Source organism: Parvularcula mediterranea (assembly GCF_013085255.1).
Classification (GTDB): Bacteria; Pseudomonadota; Alphaproteobacteria; order Caulobacterales; family Parvularculaceae; genus Parvularcula; species Parvularcula mediterranea.
The window spans coordinates 854,111-871,120 of record NZ_JABFCX010000003.1; the positions used below are offsets into that span (position 1 = coordinate 854,111).

Genomic DNA, 17,010 nt, shown 5'->3' on the forward strand with positions numbered 1-17,010 from the left:
ATTCTCATAAAACTGAAGCAACTTTTGTCTACTACTGATCCGCGGCTCCGGTCAGGTACATCGCAGCGGCGATCATCTCATCATTGGCCTGATCTTCATTAGTGAAGAAGGTATAGCCCCAGCCATTCTCCGGGCTGACCATGACGAAGCTCGTGTAGCCCGAATTGTTCCCGCCGTGGGTGTAGAGATAGCCAAACGGCGTTTCGTAGACGGAGAAACCGAGCGCCCAGTCAACGAGGCCAAGCGCGCGAGATGGCTCGTCCTCCGGGATCGGGGAGTTCTGTCCTTCAAGGAAGGTGGCCGTCGCCTCGTCGGAGAGGATGTCGCCCTCCATGAACGCGATCATAGCCTTGGCGTAATCGTCAGCGGTCGAATGGACGGAGTGCGCAGCACCGAAGCCGCTGTCTTCGCCGCCATAGTCGAGGTCAGGCTCAAGCGCCGCACCATCATCATAGCCCGTCGCCTTCCGGTCCGTCTCACCGTCTGACTGCACGAACGTCGTATCGCGAAGCCCGGCGGGCCCGGCGATCCGGTCGACGAAGACTTCATCAAGGCCAAGATCATCCGTATCGAGATTGTGCTTCAGCACCTCTTCGAGATATTCATAACCTTCGCCAGAGTAGATGAAGGCCTCCCCTGGGTCCGCCTGGAACCTGAGGACGTTTTCTGGATCGCTCCAGCGCCAATTGGGAAGCCCCGTCTGATGGCTCAGCACCATGCGCGCGGTGATCTCTTGGGCGCGGGGGTCATCGGTCAGGTCCGGGTGCGGATAGTACTCATAGAGCGGCTTAGAGAGGTCGAGAACGCCCTCTTCTGCGAGCTTGACCGTCAGCATACCAAACAGTGGCTTGGAGAGCGAAGCAGCTTCGAAAAGCGTGTCGTCCCCAATCGGTTCCCCCGCCTCAACATTGGCGAGCCCGAGATTGCGCGAGTAGACGATCTCATTGTCGTTGATGATCGCCACCGAAAGTCCCGGCACGGCACCGCTGGCGATGAAGCCGTTGAAAAAGGCGTCGATCTCTTCAGTCCCAACAGCGACCCCGTCGAGACGGCGAACCTCAGCAGCGACGGCCTCAGCCTCGGTTTCCGTGGGCTCCAGCGCTGGGGCTTCGGTGGCCTCCTGGCTACAGCCTGCGGCCAGTGCCGCGGTCCCTAGAATGATGGATGCTCTGATCACGACGCGTCTTCCTTCCCTGAAAGCCGATCAAAGATAGGGACGTCAGGCGAGGTGTTCCAGAGGATGGCTGCAGTGCGCCACGAACCCGTCACTCAGTGAACAATCACACCCGGAAGCTCGTCGTCCGACCCAGGCTCTCGCGGCAGGCTTGGACCCAAGAGATCCGCCAGCTGGTGCGCTGTGTCTTTCAGCCCTTCGGTCATCCGGTCAGCGGCCATTTTCTCCGAGAGCCTGGCCGCGAGTTCCTCCCATGCCTTGGGTTCGACGGCCTCGCGGGCTGCGTCATCGGGCAGGATTTCGACGCGGTGCTCGCGCAGGGAGACGAAGACAAGGACCGCTGCCCGCGCTGTCGTTCGCCTTAATCCGTGGGCGAAGAATTCTGCCTGCGCCGCCGCTTTCACGTCCCGGCTGACCCGGTCCTTACCCACGAAGAAGCGTCCTGCTGCCAGCATGGGCAAGACGGCTGCGAGGATGGCGAAGAGAAGCAGCTGCGCGATCCAGATGATCAGCGCTGGGATCTGGGTGAACGGAAGCAGCACGGCCGGGAGGGCAAGCGACGCAACCGCCGCCGCCATCGTCTCCACGGACGCGTAGTCGGTGGCGCCTTTCCTGACCATCAGGACGATTTCTGCGCTGGTCCGGGTTTCTGCGTCCTTGACGGCAGCTTCGAGCTCGGCGCGTTCGCTGTCGGTGATGATGTCTACCATGAGCCTGAAGCTCCTCCTCCGCCGAAACTTCCTCCGCCTCCGGAGAAACCGCCTCCGAAGCCTCCGCCCCCGCTGGACCAGCCGCCACTTCGGGACGCGCCCTTGGCGAGCTCGCTGGCAATGATCCAAGCCAGGGCATCGCCATTGCCGCCATAGCGTCTGCGCCGTTTGCGGTCGCTAACATAGACGATGCCCCTCCGTGAACGGAAGATAGAGGGGAGAACGAAAATCACGATGAAAATGACGAGCGGCCAGGGGAATTGACCCTCGCTCTCGGCCACAGGCCTTTCGCCAGCGCGGCGGCGGCGGTCGAGCCATTCGGCCTCTTCACCCTTCAGGACAGTAAGCATCCCATCCACGCCTTGGATGACGCCCGTGTTGAAATCGCCAGATCGAAAGGAGGGAACGATACGCTCACGAATGATCACGTCAGACAGCGCGTCCGTCAGGGTCCCCTCAAGGCCGTAGCCAACCTCAATCCTCAGGGCACGGTCGTTCGGCGCGACGATCAGCAGCGCGCCATTGTCGAGAGACCTCCCATCCTCGCCATCCGCCACGCCAATCCCCCATGCGCGGCCAAGCTCCACGCCATAGCGCTCAATCGGAAGGCCCTGAAGGTCAGCGACTGTCACCACGACGATCTGGTCGGAGGACTGCTCCTCCCATGCCGCAAGCTTTTGCGTCAGCGAGGCTTCGGCCTGGGGCGAAAGGATGCCCGCCGCATCGACCACGCGGCCTGTCAGCTCCGGGAAATCCTGAGCCGAGGCGAGGCCAAAGCTCAGGACAATGATGATCAGAAAGCGCAACGGGTCAGCCGTCGTCGCCGAAGCTCACGGTCGGCGCGGTCTGCGCTTCGGGCACGGCTTCGAAGGTGGCAGCCTTCTCATACTGGCCGTTGAAGATCGCCGCGACCCAGCGGTCAGGCAGCACCATGAACTCGCGATTATAAATGCGGACGCTCTCGATATAGTCGCGCCGCGCCACGGCGATCCTGTTCTCGGTGCCTTCGAGCTGGGACTGCAGCGCAAGGAAGTTCTGGTTCGATTTGAGGTCAGGGTAGCGCTCCACGGTCACGAGGAGCCTAGAGAGTGCACCCGAAAGCCGCTCCTGCGCCGCTTCGAACTGGGCAAGCTTGGCGGGGTCCGTCAGGTCATCAACGGAGAGCTGGATCTGGCTCGCGCTGGCCCGCGCTTCGGTAACCTCGCGGAGCACCTCGCGCTCCTGACGCGCGAAACCCTCGACGGTGTTCACGAGGTTCGGGATCAGGTCGGAGCGGCGCTGGTACTGGTTCTGGACCTCGGACCACGAGGCATCGAGATTGTTCTTCTTGTCCGGGACATCGTTGATCCCGCACGAGGCGAGCATCACGGCGGACATGATGAGGGCAATGAGGCGCATCGGTCTCTCCTGGTGGCCAACAGGTCGCATATAGGGCCTGACGGGGTGCAACGCAGCCGCCTTTTCGCAGCTTGGAACTTTTCCACATCGCAGCGGCCGAAACGCTCAGATTTCGGGCCTCCAAGGACTCATCCGCTCAGGAGGCCATATTTTGCGCCTGCGAGCGCGTGCAGCGCACACTATGTTGCGGAAACGTTACACTTGCAGGCTTCTGTCAATTATGGCCTTGCCTATCGCATGAAATGCCTTTTTCCTTTCGCGGTTGCGAAAAGGGAACTCCATCAATGCGGCGGATCGCCAAACTCCTCTCACTCTCGCTACCCGCGCTCTTGAGCGTCGGCGTGGCATCGGCTCAGGAGGCGGCACCCGCGGTGACGCCCGAAGTCGCTTTCATCTTCAACAGCTTCCTGTTCCTCGTGGCCGGCATGGTCGTGATGTTCATGGCCGCAGGCTTCTGCATGCTGGAGGTCGGCCTCGTCCGCTCCAAGAACGCAGCCACGATCTGCCTCAAGAATATCTCGCTTTTCGCCATCGCGGGCATCATGTTCTGGCTGATCGGCTACAACATCACCTACCCGGGCGAGTTCAACGGCGTCTTCGGTTTCGCAGGGGCCTTCTGGGGCGGTGCAGGCGAAGCGGATCTCGAGACCGGCTACGCGGCCAGCTCCGACTGGTACTTCCAGATGGTTTTCGTCGCGACCGCGGCGTCGATCGTCTCCGGCACCCTGGCTGAGCGCATCAAGCTCTGGCCGTTCCTCGCGTTCGTCGCGGTCCTCACCGGTGTCATCTACCCGGTGCAGGCTTCGTGGGAGTGGGGCGCAGGCTGGCTCGACGGCCTCGGCTTCTCGGACTTTGCAGGCTCGACCCTCGTTCACTCGACCGGCGGCTGGGCAGCGCTCATGGGCGCCCTCTTCCTCGGCGCGCGTGAAGGCAAGTACGGCAAGAACGGCGAAGTCGCGCCCTTCCCGGGCTCGAACCTGCCGCTTGCGACCCTCGGCACGTTCATCCTGTGGCTCGGCTGGTTCGGCTTCAATGGCGGCTCGGTTCTCGCCCTTGGCACCGTCGAAGCGGCGACGCAGGTCTCTGATGTCTTCATCAAAACGAACCTCGCAGCAGCGGCCGGCGTCCTCGTCGCCGTGGGCCTCAGCCAGGTCATCTACGGCCGGGTCATCCTGCCCTTCGCCCTCAACGGCGCCATCGGCGGCCTCGTGGCGATCACGGCAGAGCCTCTCATGCCTTCGATGCCGCTCGCGGCGTTCATCGGCGGTGTCGGCGGCGCCATCGTGGTCGGCGGTGTTCCGCTCCTCGACAAGCTGAAGATCGACGACGTGGTCGGCGCTATCCCGGCTCACCTCTTTGCAGGCATCTGGGGCACCATGGTTGTGCCGCTGTCGAACCCTGACGCGAGCTTCGGCGTGCAGTTCCTTGGCGTAATCGCCATCGGTGCCTTTGTCTCGGCAGCTTCGGCGATCGTCTGGGCCGTCCTCAAATACACCTCCGGCATTCGCTCGGATGTGGAGCATGAGCGCGATGGTCTCGACATGGGTGAGATGGGTCTCTCGGCCTATCCCGAGTGGCCGTCGGACACGGTCACCACGGCTCCGGCTACGCCTGCTGCAGGCTCCGCCCCTGGCGCAGCGCCAGTCGGCGCCTAGACGCCCGGCGCGTCATCATCATGGCCACTCGCGTCCGAATAGAACGCAGTGGCCATGAGCCCGGCGGCGAGAACAATCGTCGCCAGCACCCCGGCTCCCAGTTTCAGAAGAACTGAGAGCCGCATCTCCAGGAACTGGGCAGGGACAAAGAGAACGGCGAGCACGACCACGAGAACAAGCACGCCAATCGTCCAGCCCATCATCCGAAGCGCCCGTCCACGGGCGCTTTTTTCTTGGGCGGGGAGTGCCTCCCGAGGCTCTGCCTCCGCCTCGCCCCCGCCATAGGTCAGGGTCTCTGGCGCGGCGTCATCGCGGGGGTCAGGCTGTTCGGGCGTGGTGCTCATGGCGGGGAAATAGCGCCGGGCCTGCGAAAGAGCCAATCCCCGACCCCTTCCCTTTTCCGTCAGGCGAGCTTGTGCCGCAGGTCTCTCAGGATGACATCGCTCTCGAACGAAGGCGTCGGCGTCAGGCCGAAGCGGACAATCAGCTCCGCCGCCAGCTGCTTCGCAAAGAGCGGCGAATGGAAATAGGCGTTGTGAAGGAGCTCCGACCGCTCAAACTTCATGGACTGCGCCACAAGGTCCGCACCTTTAGAATCGAGCAGCTCACCTGACGAGAGAAGCTCTCGAAGCCGCTGGATCGCCTCACCGGCATCGTTGGTCGAGGCGGAGATCATCTCCTGCTGAACCGCCTTGGGCAGCGTGCCCACGGTGGGCTGACTGAAGTCGAGACCCGGGGCGACCTGATCGATCGTCTCACCGAAGCCGTCATCACCGAAGCTCTGACTCTTCAGCTGGGCCGTCAGGAAAGCCGAGAGGCCCGGCGTCGCCACCAGCGACACCAGCAACGCGATCCCTGCGGAGAGGATGATCAGCGTACCGACAGGAACCAGCGCGAAGAGACCGAGCACACCGCTCAGGGCCTCCGACTGAAAGATGCGGTCGGCAACACCGCCGGGCTCAGCCGCGGCAGCGCCCGCATAAATCGCATCCTCGGCCGGATCGATCACCTCCTCCTGGAGCGCGACAAAGCCGTCCGCCAGCGCCGTCGGCGGTGACAGCCCTTGCAGGTCCAGCGCATGCATCAGGAAGAAAAAACCAACGAATACAAAGCTCATCGAGGAGAAGAGCGCCACGAACACGGTCTTCATCTTGATGAGCTTCGGCGAGACGGTTTTGGCCTTGATCAGCCCATTGATGGCTTCGTCCTGATCATGGTTCAGGGCCACGTACCGGTCGGAAAAATGCTCCGCGAGCGTATTATCCCGGAAGATCTTCTGCCGCCGCGTGTTCCGGAAACTGTAGGCGTAGAGCACCACGAGAATGACCGCAGCGAGGATGAACTCCACCGAGAGCACGAACTCGTTGATGCCGCCGCCGAAATTCCTGATCCGCTCACCGGCATAGGTACCGGTCGCCATCTCGGCGATCTTCACCGTGATCAATCCGAGCGCCACGAGCAGCATCAGACGGCCAGCAACGTCAAAGCGAGAAAACGGGTTCCGGTTCGGCCTGAACCGGAACATCGGAGTACCGACCGTGACGAACCCTCGAACGAGGTCGCAGCATTTCTGCCCGCGCCTCAGATAGAGAAGCAGCAGCGCCTGAATCGCAGCGGAGCCGCCATGGCTGTGCCCGACAACAATCGGCGGGTCCTCGCAGTCATGGATAGCGCTCGCCAGCTTGGTCCCGGTACGGCGGCGATCAACCTCGGAGTTAGCGCCCGACCAATGGAACGGAGCAATCTCAAGGTCTTCGGCCACGTGATTCTGAAGCTCGACCATGAAAGGCGAGCCCTTCTGCCACCAGCTTTCGCCAGTGTCGGAGTCCCTTCCCGCGAAGGTCCCATGAACCGTGATGAGCCTGACCATTGCCGCGCCCCCTATAACGCTAACGCATGTTAAACTTTCAGACGGCTTTCGGCAATCGAGGTCAGGCGAAGCCCTCTTGCTCACCCCAGCGGCGGCGGGCAAAGCCTTTCGCCATGAGTATTTTCATGTTGCCGGAAGAGTTTGATACGCCCCAGGGCCGCAAGGATGCCTGGAGATCTCTTTGGCTCGTCGACCACGGCTTCATGCGGAAGGTCTCGAAGAACGAGCACTGGATCTCCGATGAGATGGTCCGCTCGGCTCAGCCCTCCCCGAAAGACATCAAGGAGTGGGCAGGCCGGGGCCTCAAGACGATCATCAACCTGCGTGGCCTCAGGAACAACCCGCGGCAGCCCGGCTACTGGCATCTCGAGCGTGAGGCCTGCCGCGAGGCGGGGATCGAGATGGTCGACCTGCGTGCTTACTCCCGCGAGGCGCCGAAGCCCGAATTCATCTTCGAGATCGACCGCCTCTTCCGCGAGATGGAGTACCCGGCGCTGATGCACTGCAAATCAGGCGCGGACCGGGCCGGGATCGGGAGCTTCCTCTACGAATTCCTGAAACAGGAGAAGCCGATCGCCGAAGCCCGCGAACAGCTCTCCTTCAAGTTTGGCCACATCAAGCAGGGCAAGACGGGCGTCCTCGACCACTTCATCGACACCTACGAAGCCCGGGCAAAGGCCGACGGCGTCGAGCCGAACCGCGAGCATTTTCTTGAGTGGATCGGCACTGACTATGATCGCGACGCCATCCGCGCGAGCTTCGAGCCGCAGGCGCTCGGAAGCCTCCTCACCGAAAAGATCCTTCGCCGGGAATAGAAGAAAAGCGGGAACGCAAGCTTCTGTCGCTGAGTTGCGGGATAGCGCCTCTCGCGCCCAGAAACTTGCGTTCCCCGGATGCTGCAACCGGTGCGGGGGATAGCCCGCGGAGCTGCTTCATCCTTTTCGTGACTGCCCCCGGCCCTCTCCCCTCAAAGCTGGCCGGGTCGGCAATCACGCTCATTGCCGGGTGGGGCCTGAGCTGTCCCCGGTTTGGGCTACGCTCGCGTTCGCGTGAAGGCGCAGCGGCGTGCGCCAGGGGTTGCATCAGGTTGCATGGGCGTATATTGCACCGCGATGGCCATTCGAGATTTTCCTGAAAAACTAAGGATGATCCTGAAGATCCTCGTGGTCAGCCGCACCGGACTGGCGGCTGGCCTCAATGTGGATAAGTCGCTCGTCGGCCGTTGGGCGTCGGGCGCGGTGAACCCTTCCGAACACAATCTTGCTAAGCTGACCCGCTATATCGGCGAGCGAATCGATGGCTTCACCGTCCTCGACTGGGAGCGGGACCTGACGAGCTTTGCGGGTCTCATCGGCGCGGAGCAGCCTGCAGCCTCCTCCCCCTTCGGCGATATGATCCCGGCCAGCTTTCTCGAAGCCTCCCGGCAGCAGATTGCGTACCGGGGCAAAAGCTATTGCGGCCTCTGGCGCTCGACCCGGGCGTCCTTCGACCTCCCCGGCCGGTTCATCCATGACCTTTGCCTCATCGGCGAGGACGGCAAGGGTGGCCTCCGTTTCATCGCGGGTGTCGAAGGCGTCCGCTACGAGGGCTTCAGCCTGATGCTGGAGCACCAGAGCTTCTCGATGTCGTTTGACCACGACGCGCGAACGATCATGTTCTCGATCTACAATGGCGTAGCGCGACAGCGGCCCCAGGTCCTCGACGGCCTGAACCTCGCGACCTTGCGTGACGCGGGCGGCTCCCCGGCTGCATCGGCAAGCATTCTCCAGCGTATTGGCGAGGTCACGGGCGATCCTGACAAGGACCTCGAGCTCTACGAAGAGGCCCTCAAGACGCACAATCCGCTGGCGGAAGAGGGTTCGATTGATCCCGAGATCGCCAGGCACCTGACCCGAAACGTCCAATCCGAGACCGAGGGCATCATCAGGCTTCTTTACGGGCAGACCATGTCGCGCGGATCGCGGATTGACGAGCTGGTCGGCGATAGAAAATAGCGCGGGGATAAATCTCCCGAGAGTTTCATGTCGCCCCTAGGGGACTTGGTTAGCAATTATGGTTACTCTGGTAGCCATGTCGCACTTCATTGATCGCCGCCTCAATCCCAAGGGCAAGTCGCTCGGCAATCGGCAGCGCTTTTTCCGGCGCGCCAAGGGCCAGATCAAGGAGGCGGTGAACCGCTCGCTCCGTGATCGGTCGGTGAAGGAACTCGACAAGTCCGGGAAGATCTCGATCCCTTCGAAATCGACAGCCGAGCCGCGCTTCCGCCTCGATGGCGCATCGGGACAGCGGCAGCATGTCCATCCAGGCAACAAGGAATTCACCACCGGCGACCGCCTGAGAAAACCGCCCCAGGGCGGGGGCAAGGGCGGCAAGGACGCGTCTGACTCGGGGGATGGAGAGGACAATTTCTCCTTCACCCTCACCCAGGAGGAGTTCCTCGATATCTTCTTCGAGGATCTGGAGCTGCCAAACCTCGTCAAGACCTCCCTCAAGGAAATGACCGCGTGGAAGTGGCGCCGCGCAGGGGTCACGGTCACCGGGGCGCCAACCAATCTCAACCTCGTCCGCACCATGAAGAATGCCCATGGGCGTCGGCTTGCCCTCAAGCGACCTTCGGGCGCGGAGATCAGTGAGCTGAAGGAGCGGCTTTTCGCGCTTGAAAGGGTCGCTCAGCCCACCGAAGAACAGATTGCCGAGCAAAAAGCGGTGCTCGCCAAGCTCGAAGAGCTTGAAGCGCGCCGGCGCTGGGCGCCCTATATCGACCCGCTGGACGTGCGCTACAACGCCTTCTCGCCCCAGCCGATCCCGACGACCGCAGCCGTCATGTTCTGCCTGATGGACGTTTCGGGCTCGATGGGTGAGCGCGAGAAGGACCTCGCCAAGCGGTTCTACATGCTCCTCTACCTCTTCCTCCAGAAGCGGTACGAGAAAGTGGACGTCGTCTTCATTCGGCATACGCACCATGCGGAGGAAGTGGACGAGGAAACCTTCTTCTACTCCCGCCAGTCAGGCGGTACGATCGTCAGCACCGCGATCGAAGTGATGCAGGAGATCCAGCGAGACCGTTACCCGACCCAGGACTGGAACATCTACGTGGCGCAAGCCTCGGACGGCTACACCCAGTCCGGCGACGCCCAGCGCTGTGTCCAGCTCCTCAACGAGGAAGTCCTGCCAATCCTTCAGTACTACGCCTATATCGAGATCCTCGACGAGCGTGAGATGGACGTCTTCTCCGACCCCGACGCCGGCGCCGAACTCTGGCGCGCCTACCGTTCGATCACGGACGACCGCTTCGCCCAGACACGGATCGCCCACCCAAGGGACATCTTCCCGGTGTTCCGCGAGCTGTTTTCGAAGGAGCGGAAGGGGAAGGCGGCGTGAGATGTTCCTTTTAGTGAGCACCTTATTGCTGGCGGCTCTTGCTGGTTTGGGCTGCCTAGTCGGTCATTTGTTTTTTCAGCTCAGCTTCCGGTTGTTGGCGGAAATGTCGTCTGTTTCGATCAAGAAATCTCTGGTACTGATGTCGTCCATCGCTCTTGCGACGGCCTTGTGCGCCCTCAGTATACTGTCGTATCTATTTGTTGCTTCGATACTGACTGGAGATTCAGTCGTTCACGCACTTGATATGAGCCGGCCGGTGGCGCACCTCATAGGAAGCGATGTGGAGAAGCCCCTTCAGACATTTCGGTTCTGGTTGTTTTTGGCCTCGACAAGCGTGTCGGTGCTCGGGCTTCTACTGTCCTATCGTTGGCATAGGGATCGACTTGCACAGATCGGGGTGGATTGGTGATGAGAAGATTGATCGTTCTCAGACCCACCGCTGTCGTCGTCGTAGGTAGTCGCGCAACAGTTCGAATTGCACTCTAAGGACAACGCATGCTCCCCCTCCTCACCGCCCTCCTCCTCTTCACAGCCTCGCCTGACATCGGCACCCCGAAAAACGGCGTCATTCATCTGACGGCGGAGGAAGCGGCTGAGGTCCTCAAGGCGAACCCGGACATCACCGTTCTCGATGTGCGGACGCGGGGCGAGTACCGGGCTGGCCATATCGAGGGCGCGACGCAAATCAACTATTTCGCGCCGGGGTTCCGGGAGCGGCTCGAGAAGCTCGAGAAGAGCAATGCCTACCTCGTCCATTGCAAGACAGGCGGGCGGTCCTCGCGGGCTGTGCGGATCTTAAAGGACCTCGGGCCTGAAACCATTTATCATCTCGACGGCGGTATCGTAGCCTGGCGGAAGGCCGGTCTGCCGACCGTGACCGAGAGCAAGGAGGCGACAGAATGAGCGCCACACTGAAGAGCGAGAAACTCCTCTGGGACGAGGCAGCCTGGACCTTCGAGGATTTGCAGCGGAGCTTCGACGCGATCGAGGATATCGGCCTCAATGATCTCGGCCTCGACGTCTACAAGAACCAGATCGAGATCATCACCTCCGAGCAGATGCTCGACGCATACTCCTCCCACGGCATGCCGCTGATGTACCGCCACTGGTCCTTCGGCAAAGCGTTCGCCCGGGACTCGATGAACTACCAGAAGGGCTATACGGGCCTTGCGTACGAGATCGTGATCAATTCTGATCCGTGTATCGCCTATCTCATGGAGGAGAACTCCATGACGATGCAGGCGTTGGTGATGGCCCACGCCTGTTTCGGCCACAACCACTTCTTCAAGAACAACTACCTTTTCCGTCAGTGGACGGATGCTTCCTCGATCCTGACCTATCTCGACTTCGCCAAGAAATATATTGCGAAGTGTGAGGACGAATATGGTTGGGAAGCGGTCGAGCAGACCCTCGACGCGGCCCATGCGCTGCAGGACCAAGGCGTCTTCCGCTACAACCGTCCGCCTAAGCTGTCGCAGACCGAGGCGATGGCCAAGGTCGAAGCGCGGCTCGAGCATGAGCGCGAGAACTTCAACGACCTCTGGCGCACCCTGCCCCAGCGTGAGGAAGACCCCGAAGCCGCCGAAGCCCGGCTCGGCGAGGTGCGGAACATCAAGCTGCCGGAGGAGAACCTCCTCTACTTTGTCGAGAAGGCGTCACCGTCCTTGCGGCCATGGCAGCGCGAACTCATCCGTATCGTGAGGAACGTCAGCCAGTATTTCTACCCCCAGAAGCAGACCAAGGTGATGAACGAAGGCTGCGCGACCTTCGTGCACCACTACATCATGAACGAGCTGCATCGCCGGGGCCAGATCACTGACGGCGCGATCCTCGAATTCCTGCATTCGCACAGCTCCGTCGTCTTCCAGCCGGAGTTCGATGACCGCCGCTATTCGGGCATCAATCCCTATGCGCTTGGCTTCGCGATGATGGAGGACATCGTCCGTATCGTGACGGACCCGACCGAGGAAGACCGCGAGTGGTTCCCGGCCATGGCAGGCCACGGCGACTGGCGCGCGGAGCTGCGCTATGCGTGGGAGAACTTCCGCGATGAGAGCTTCATCCAGCAATATCTCTCGCCCAAGGTCATCCGTGATTTCGGCTTCTTCGCCCTAGGCGATGATGGCCGGAAGCCCTACTACCGGGTCAACGCGATCCATGATGAGCGGGGCTACCGCGACGTGCGGAACAGCCTCGCATCCATGTATGACCTCGGCATGCACGAGCCGAACCTACAGGTCATCGGCGCCGATCTCGAAGGCGACCGTACACTGAAGATCAGGCATACGGTCTATAAGGACCGCGTCCTCAATCCGAAGTCGAAGGAAGCGGTGATGACCCACCTCAAATTCCTCTGGGGCTACGACGTGACCCTCGAGCAGGAGAAGGCTGAGGCCTAAGCCTTACTTTGCCACCAGTGACCCTGCGAAGGTGAGTTGCACCTTGTCGCGGACGAGGGCGCGCATTTCGGTCATGCCGAATTCCGACCGGCTGAGCTCGATCTCACCCATGAAGCCGACCTGGTCCTTCGGACACTGACGAAGGTCTTCGCAGTCGAGGAGGATCGAGAAGGTAGCAGGCTTGGTCACGCCCCGGATGGTCAGCTGCCCCTCGACAGTGCCAAGGCCCGTGCCGCTCCAGCCCTTGAGCGCGCCCGAAAAGATCGCCTTCGGGTGCTCCTCGACATTGAACCAGCCTTCAGACTTGACGAGGTTCTCCGACCACTGATTGCCGATTTCGACGGACGAGAGGTCCACAGTCGCCTGCACGTTCACCTCGTCTTCGGAGGCCATGACGATATCGACCGCGCCGTCGAACTTCGAAAAGGTCCCGTTGACGGCCGGAAACGCGACAGGCCGCGCGGAGAACTGGATCGAGGCATCGGCAGGCGCGAGAGCATAGGTCTGCGTCGGCAGGGTCCTGAGGGCCTCGACGGTCAGGGAGTTGGCTGGCTGCGGCGCACTGGTCGCGCAGGCCGCCAAAAGGAAAGCCAAGCTGAAGGCAAGTCTCTTACGCCCGTGCACCATGACAGTCCTCCCTTTCAGAAGATGAGTGAGTGTGCTCGACAATGGTAGCGCAGCGCAAGGGGGCGTCTCGTTTTCATGGCTGCGTCCCTTTACCACCCTTCAGATCCCGGGGCGCCCTTGATGGGCCCTGTGATCTTGCTGGTGACCCAACCGGCATAATAGCCGCCGGGCTGGGGCGTTGCGCGTTCATCACCGACCCAGACTTCGTCCATGGGGTCGGCGTAGAAGACAATCATGCCCGAAATACGGCCGTAACCCTGGCCGAGGTCATCAAGAGGATCGGGATAGGTGTAAGCTGCGCGAGTCGCGGTCTTGCCCCGGTGGACGACGTCGAAGTAGCGCGCCTCCCCCTTCCACTCGCAGAAGGTAGCGGCAGAGCTTGGGTGCAGGACGCCCTCGCGAACGTCATCGGCGGGGAAGTGGTAGACAGGTGCTCCAGCCGTTTCGACGACCTTCAGCCCGCGGTCAGTGGCGGCGATGACCTCACCGGCGAAGACGACCTTCAGGGATGCGCCAGCCTCCCTCACCTCAGGCGGGCGAGGGTAGTCCCAAACACTCTCCTGGCCCGGGCCGGGGGTCTCGATCCGCGGGGGGCGCCGGGAAAACTGCCAGCTCTCCCTGTGCTCTTGGAGACGGCGGCGGAAGGCGGGATCGTCGGGTAAGTCTGCCATAGCACAAACCTAGTTCGCGCTCGGAAAGCGCAAGGTGACAGCGGCAGAGAGGGAAAATGCCGGGGTTCTGTTGCCAGGCCCCCGGCGGCCCCGCCTAGCGCTGATAAGGCACTAGGGCTTTAAGGCGGTTAATTTCGCACTGCGTTACGCAGCGAGAGCAAAACCTTCATCGTAGTTGTCATTTGCAACTATAATAATGGCCCAATAACGGAGGCCATCCGAACGAAAGCAGAGCCTTTACACGTCTGTCGATGCTATTTCGGCCCCTCCGAAACTCTCACCTTTGCTTGGTGAGAACTTGGGTGGAGCCGCCGGGTACCGCCCCCGGGTCCAGTCCGCTTATTACGAACGCCATTTATCGTCATAGCTGCCGAAGCAGCACCCAAGATATAGGCGAGAAATCCTGCAGATGTAAGACCACGGGCACGAAAAGGCCGGACACCATGGGGGCGCCCGGCTCAAATCGGTGAGAGGCGAGAGCTTAGCGGAGACTCGCGAAACCAAGGTCACCAAAGAGGGTGGCAATCCGGCTGTAACCTGCCTCAGCTGCCCCGGAGGTTTCAGCGATACCGCCAAGAAGCGCGTTCTGCTGCACCGCTGAGAAGCTTGTCAGCCGTGAGGCAGAGAATCGGTCGGCACGTTTCTCCGCGACATCCTTCAGGACCTCTGCCCCGCGCTGCTGGGCGTCGAGGACAGCCTGAAGGTAGGGATTGGCTTCAGTGGCAGCGGTTTCGGTCGTCGTGCCTTCGGCGATCACAGCGTCGAGGCGCGCGCGCTCTTCGTTCACCAGCGCTTCGAAGGCTTCGAGCGACATGCCGCGGATCTCGCCCTCGTTTCGGATCTCGCTGACGGCGAGGTTGCTGTCCGTCTTGGGATCGTAGTCGGCGTCCTTCGTGAAGAGCAGCGCGTCGACTGCGGTGCCCGTCTCGCGGACGAACATGCTGATCGTCTGAACGCCCGCCTCCTTCACCTCGAAGGTCACGCGGTTGCCATTATGGGTATCGCTGGTGCCCCAGGAGAGCTCGCCTGCGTCCATCGTCACGCCACCTTTGCCGGTGAAAATCTCACCGTTGAAGCCGAGGTGGACACTGTTGGAGTCCGTGTCCCCTTTCACCGAAGCCGTACCTCGGACGAAGACCGAGTAGGTGCCTGCCTCCTCGAAGTTGATGCGGTAGTCGACGCGGCCCGACTTCTCGCGGACGTCATCGGCGTTCTGAAGGCGCGTCGAACGACCCTCCTGCACGGCGACGAGCATATCGTTCTGCTCATTGGCAGCGAAGTTGAGGCCGCTCCTGTTGTTGCTGATGGCGCTGTATTGCTCGGCATCGACGAGGACGAAGCCGCCTTCAGCCTGATAAGTCGCCTTGCCTTTGCGGAGCACCTGTTCCGCCTCCGCGACCTTCTCGGCAAAGGCGGCAGGTGCGTCCATCGAGCCCGTCAGAACATAGCCGCCGCGCGCAGAGTTCTTTGCGCTTTCGACGAAGCTGTTCAGAGCCTCGAGGTCGGCAGCTGCTGCTTTGGCTGCCTCGGACGTGGTTGCCACCAGCCGCGAGGCGAAACCGCCGCTCTCGAGGAGGCGCCTGGTCTCACTGATCTCCGAGCTGACCCGGCCGAGCGACTGACCATAGCCGCGGCCTGCCCGGTAGATTGAGGTCGCGCCCTCGGCCTGAAGGCCAGCCCTCGAAGCGATCTCGGCGACCTGCTTGCCGGTGTTGGCGGCGGCAATGAACGAGGCGTTCTTGGAAGCTGCGTTGGCGGCGGCGGTGGCGATCATGGACATGGTTCATTCCTTTAAGAGGACCCGCATGGGTCGTGGTGTCGTTCGAATGCTCGCCATAATTGTCTCAAAGTCTGAAGAAATCGGTATAAAATCACATACCCATCGCTAACGCGCTGTTCACCACCGCAACCAAGGCGTGAAGCGGATTTTGGTGTTTGGTGACCGGAAAATGACCGCAGAACGCAGGGCTTGAGAGGCTTTCTCGGAAAAATTTTTTGCGATTCCGCGCATTTTTTTTCGCGGCCCGCGACGGCGCTCCACCCGCTGTGGTGGAGGATGCTCAGGTAATGGGAAGCATTCTCACGACCGCGCGGGGCGGCGTGAGCGTTCCGCCGTGGCGCGTGTTCCCTCCCCAGCTTTCACTAGGGAGACCGCCCCATGTTCCGCAGCCTTCTTCTCTCTACCGCCGCCCTCGGCCTTGCCCATGCCGAGCCGCTCACGGTCCAGGTGCAGGACCTGACCGTGACCCATGACGTCTTCTTCGCCCCGATGATCCCGGGCGAAGTGCTGGACGTTCAGGTGATGGGCCGCCCCAGCGAGAACGAGGTGAGTTTCAAGGTCCCGGGCGAAGGCGATGCCCTCAAAGGCGAGGTGAAGCTTGCCTGGAAGGCGCCGGACGAGCCGGGCCACTACCCTATCGAGATCCGCGACGAGACGAGCGGGGACATGATGACCCTCAACGTCTTCGTCAGCCATCCGATGAGCGCGGTAATGGACGGAGAGCTCAACGGCTACCGGATCGGCCAGTATGAGAAGACGCCCCTGCGCGGTCTTGACGCCTACCTGCCGCCCGAAGGCTTCATCGAGGTCACCGACGAAACGCGCGACATCAAGGTCTCACCGCATTTCACGCTCGGCCAGTTCCTCTGCAAGCAGCAGCCCGAGGCGGAGAAGAAGTACCTGATCCTGCGGCCTGAACTGCTCCTGAAGCTCGAGAAGGCTGTGGGCCTCATCGAGGAAGAGGGCTTTGACGTGAGCACGCTCTTCGTGATGAGCGGCTACCGCACTCCCTGGTACAACAAGGCCATCGGCAACACGACGGTCTACTCCCGCCACCTCTACGGCGATGCAGCCGACGTCTTCGTCGATATCGCGCCAAGGAACGGGGTGATGGACGACCTCAACCGCGACGGCGTGGTCAACAAGGCCGACGCCAACTTCCTCTATGATGCGGTCTCGCGCATGGCCGCGAAAGACCCCGACATCGTCCTGCGCGGCGGCATCGGAAGCTATGCAGCGAATGCGAGGCGTGGCCCCTTCGTCCATATCGACACCCGCGGCACCCCTGCGCGGTGGGGACGTTAATAAATCAGGCTGTGAGGTCCTGAGAATCGGCGCCTAGGAT

At 61.7% G+C, this 17,010-nt stretch carries 17 protein-coding genes and 1 other RNA gene; 8 read left to right on the plus strand and 10 right to left on the minus strand.

Features of this window, described 5'->3' with window-relative positions; genetic code table 11:
* Positions 1-31: 31 nt before the first annotated feature.
* From HK107_RS12905 to HK107_RS12920, 4 genes are all read right to left on the minus strand, one after another.
* A complete protein-coding gene (locus HK107_RS12905) occupies positions 32-1,177 on the minus strand; it encodes a serine hydrolase domain-containing protein (protein ID WP_173200439.1) in 1,146 nt (381 codons plus the stop codon).
* Positions 1,178-1,269: 92 nt separating this feature from the next.
* Positions 1,270-1,884 (minus strand): hypothetical protein, encoded by a 615-nt coding sequence (locus tag HK107_RS12910; protein WP_173200442.1) that lies wholly within the window; start codon positions 1,882-1,884, stop codon positions 1,270-1,272.
* A complete protein-coding gene (locus HK107_RS12915) occupies positions 1,878-2,690 on the minus strand; it encodes a TPM domain-containing protein (RefSeq protein WP_173200444.1) in 813 nt (270 codons plus the stop codon). The genes HK107_RS12910 and HK107_RS12915 overlap by 7 nt, the downstream gene beginning before the upstream one ends.
* Positions 2,691-2,694: 4 nt before the next feature.
* Complete coding sequence (locus tag HK107_RS12920; protein ID WP_198912410.1) at positions 2,695-3,282, minus strand: LemA family protein; 588 nt, start codon at positions 3,280-3,282, stop codon at positions 2,695-2,697.
* Between the two features lie 284 nt (positions 3,283-3,566).
* Here HK107_RS12920 and HK107_RS12925 point away from each other — a divergent pair, with 284 nt between their 5' ends.
* Entirely contained in the window at positions 3,567-4,937 is a 1,371-nt protein-coding gene (locus HK107_RS12925) for an ammonium transporter family protein (protein ID WP_173200447.1), read from the plus strand.
* Here HK107_RS12925 and HK107_RS12930 read toward each other — a convergent pair.
* Both HK107_RS12930 and HK107_RS12935 read right to left on the minus strand, forming a co-directional pair.
* Positions 4,934-5,281, minus strand: coding sequence for a hypothetical protein (locus tag HK107_RS12930; protein ID WP_173200449.1), 348 nt, complete (start codon positions 5,279-5,281; stop codon positions 4,934-4,936). The genes HK107_RS12925 and HK107_RS12930 overlap by 4 nt on opposite strands.
* Before the next feature lie 59 nt (positions 5,282-5,340).
* On the minus strand, positions 5,341-6,807 hold the full coding sequence (locus tag HK107_RS12935) for an alpha/beta fold hydrolase (protein ID WP_173200451.1): 1,467 nt from the start codon (positions 6,805-6,807) through the stop codon (positions 5,341-5,343).
* 113 nt (positions 6,808-6,920) lie between these two features.
* Here HK107_RS12935 and HK107_RS12940 point away from each other — a divergent pair, with 113 nt between their 5' ends.
* From HK107_RS12940 to HK107_RS12965, 6 genes are all read left to right on the plus strand, one after another.
* Positions 6,921-7,622, plus strand: a complete 702-nt coding sequence (locus HK107_RS12940; protein ID WP_173200453.1) for a fused DSP-PTPase phosphatase/NAD kinase-like protein — start codon at positions 6,921-6,923, stop codon at positions 7,620-7,622.
* Positions 7,623-7,952: 330 nt separating this feature from the next.
* On the plus strand, positions 7,953-8,801 hold the full coding sequence (locus HK107_RS12945; RefSeq protein WP_173200455.1) for a hypothetical protein: 849 nt from the start codon (positions 7,953-7,955) through the stop codon (positions 8,799-8,801).
* A gap of 76 nt (positions 8,802-8,877) precedes the next feature.
* Positions 8,878-10,188 (plus strand): YeaH/YhbH family protein, encoded by a 1,311-nt coding sequence (locus HK107_RS12950; protein WP_173200457.1) that lies wholly within the window; start codon positions 8,878-8,880, stop codon positions 10,186-10,188.
* 1 nt (position 10,189) lies between these two features.
* Complete coding sequence (locus HK107_RS12955) at positions 10,190-10,597, plus strand: hypothetical protein (RefSeq protein ID WP_173200459.1); 408 nt, start codon at positions 10,190-10,192, stop codon at positions 10,595-10,597.
* Between the two features lie 86 nt (positions 10,598-10,683).
* Positions 10,684-11,091, plus strand: a complete 408-nt coding sequence (locus HK107_RS12960; protein ID WP_173200461.1) for a rhodanese-like domain-containing protein — start codon at positions 10,684-10,686, stop codon at positions 11,089-11,091.
* Positions 11,088-12,587: a SpoVR family protein gene (locus tag HK107_RS12965; RefSeq protein WP_173200463.1), complete on the plus strand. Its 1,500-nt coding sequence runs from the start codon at positions 11,088-11,090 to the stop codon at positions 12,585-12,587. The genes HK107_RS12960 and HK107_RS12965 overlap by 4 nt, the downstream gene beginning before the upstream one ends.
* A gap of 3 nt (positions 12,588-12,590) precedes the next feature.
* On the opposite strand, the gene HK107_RS12970 is transcribed toward HK107_RS12965, so the two are convergent.
* The 4 genes from HK107_RS12970 to HK107_RS12985 all read right to left on the minus strand — a co-directional run bounded on the left by HK107_RS12970 (position 12,591) and on the right by HK107_RS12985 (position 15,665).
* Positions 12,591-13,214, minus strand: a complete 624-nt coding sequence (locus HK107_RS12970) for a YceI family protein (RefSeq protein ID WP_173200465.1) — start codon at positions 13,212-13,214, stop codon at positions 12,591-12,593.
* Between the two features lie 89 nt (positions 13,215-13,303).
* The gene (locus HK107_RS12975; protein ID WP_173200467.1) at positions 13,304-13,885 is read right to left on the minus strand and encodes a DUF427 domain-containing protein; all 582 of its coding nucleotides are present in this window, start codon (positions 13,883-13,885) and stop codon (positions 13,304-13,306) included.
* Between the two features lie 55 nt (positions 13,886-13,940).
* Positions 13,941-14,304: a transfer-messenger RNA gene (gene ssrA / locus HK107_RS12980) on the minus strand.
* A 62-nt stretch (positions 14,305-14,366) separates the two neighbouring features.
* Positions 14,367-15,665 (minus strand): hypothetical protein, encoded by a 1,299-nt coding sequence (locus HK107_RS12985; RefSeq protein ID WP_173200469.1) that lies wholly within the window; start codon positions 15,663-15,665, stop codon positions 14,367-14,369.
* A 378-nt stretch (positions 15,666-16,043) separates the two neighbouring features.
* Between HK107_RS12985 and HK107_RS12990 the strand changes: the two genes are divergently transcribed.
* The gene (locus tag HK107_RS12990) at positions 16,044-16,970 is read left to right on the plus strand and encodes a D-Ala-D-Ala carboxypeptidase family metallohydrolase (RefSeq protein WP_173200471.1); all 927 of its coding nucleotides are present in this window, start codon (positions 16,044-16,046) and stop codon (positions 16,968-16,970) included.
* Positions 16,971-17,010: the final 40 nt, after the last annotated feature.

Excerpts from the sequence above, each read along its gene's own strand:
- HK107_RS12975 (WP_173200467.1), bottom strand. The coding sequence starts at position 13,885 with ATGGCAGACTTACCCGACGATCCCGCCTTCCGCCGCCGTCTCCAAGAG.
- HK107_RS12990 (WP_173200471.1), top strand. The coding sequence starts at position 16,044 with ATGTTCCGCAGCCTTCTTCTCTCTACCGCCGCCCTCGGCCTTGCCCAT.
- HK107_RS12925 (WP_173200447.1), top strand. The coding sequence starts at position 3,567 with ATGCGGCGGATCGCCAAACTCCTCTCACTCTCGCTACCCGCGCTCTTG.
- HK107_RS12970 (WP_173200465.1), bottom strand. The coding sequence starts at position 13,214 with ATGGTGCACGGGCGTAAGAGACTTGCCTTCAGCTTGGCTTTCCTTTTG.
- HK107_RS12910 (WP_173200442.1), bottom strand. The coding sequence starts at position 1,884 with ATGGTAGACATCATCACCGACAGCGAACGCGCCGAGCTCGAAGCTGCC.
- HK107_RS12965 (WP_173200463.1), top strand. The coding sequence starts at position 11,088 with ATGAGCGCCACACTGAAGAGCGAGAAACTCCTCTGGGACGAGGCAGCC.
- HK107_RS12920 (WP_198912410.1), bottom strand. The coding sequence starts at position 3,282 with ATGCGCCTCATTGCCCTCATCATGTCCGCCGTGATGCTCGCCTCGTGC.
- HK107_RS12955 (WP_173200459.1), top strand. The coding sequence starts at position 10,190 with ATGTTCCTTTTAGTGAGCACCTTATTGCTGGCGGCTCTTGCTGGTTTG.
- HK107_RS12945 (WP_173200455.1), top strand. The coding sequence starts at position 7,953 with ATGATCCTGAAGATCCTCGTGGTCAGCCGCACCGGACTGGCGGCTGGC.
- HK107_RS12950 (WP_173200457.1), top strand. The coding sequence starts at position 8,878 with ATGTCGCACTTCATTGATCGCCGCCTCAATCCCAAGGGCAAGTCGCTC.
- HK107_RS12960 (WP_173200461.1), top strand. The coding sequence starts at position 10,684 with ATGCTCCCCCTCCTCACCGCCCTCCTCCTCTTCACAGCCTCGCCTGAC.
- HK107_RS12985 (WP_173200469.1), bottom strand. The coding sequence starts at position 15,665 with ATGTCCATGATCGCCACCGCCGCCGCCAACGCAGCTTCCAAGAACGCC.
- HK107_RS12940 (WP_173200453.1), top strand. The coding sequence starts at position 6,921 with ATGAGTATTTTCATGTTGCCGGAAGAGTTTGATACGCCCCAGGGCCGC.
- HK107_RS12930 (WP_173200449.1), bottom strand. The coding sequence starts at position 5,281 with ATGAGCACCACGCCCGAACAGCCTGACCCCCGCGATGACGCCGCGCCA.
- HK107_RS12935 (WP_173200451.1), bottom strand. The coding sequence starts at position 6,807 with ATGGTCAGGCTCATCACGGTTCATGGGACCTTCGCGGGAAGGGACTCC.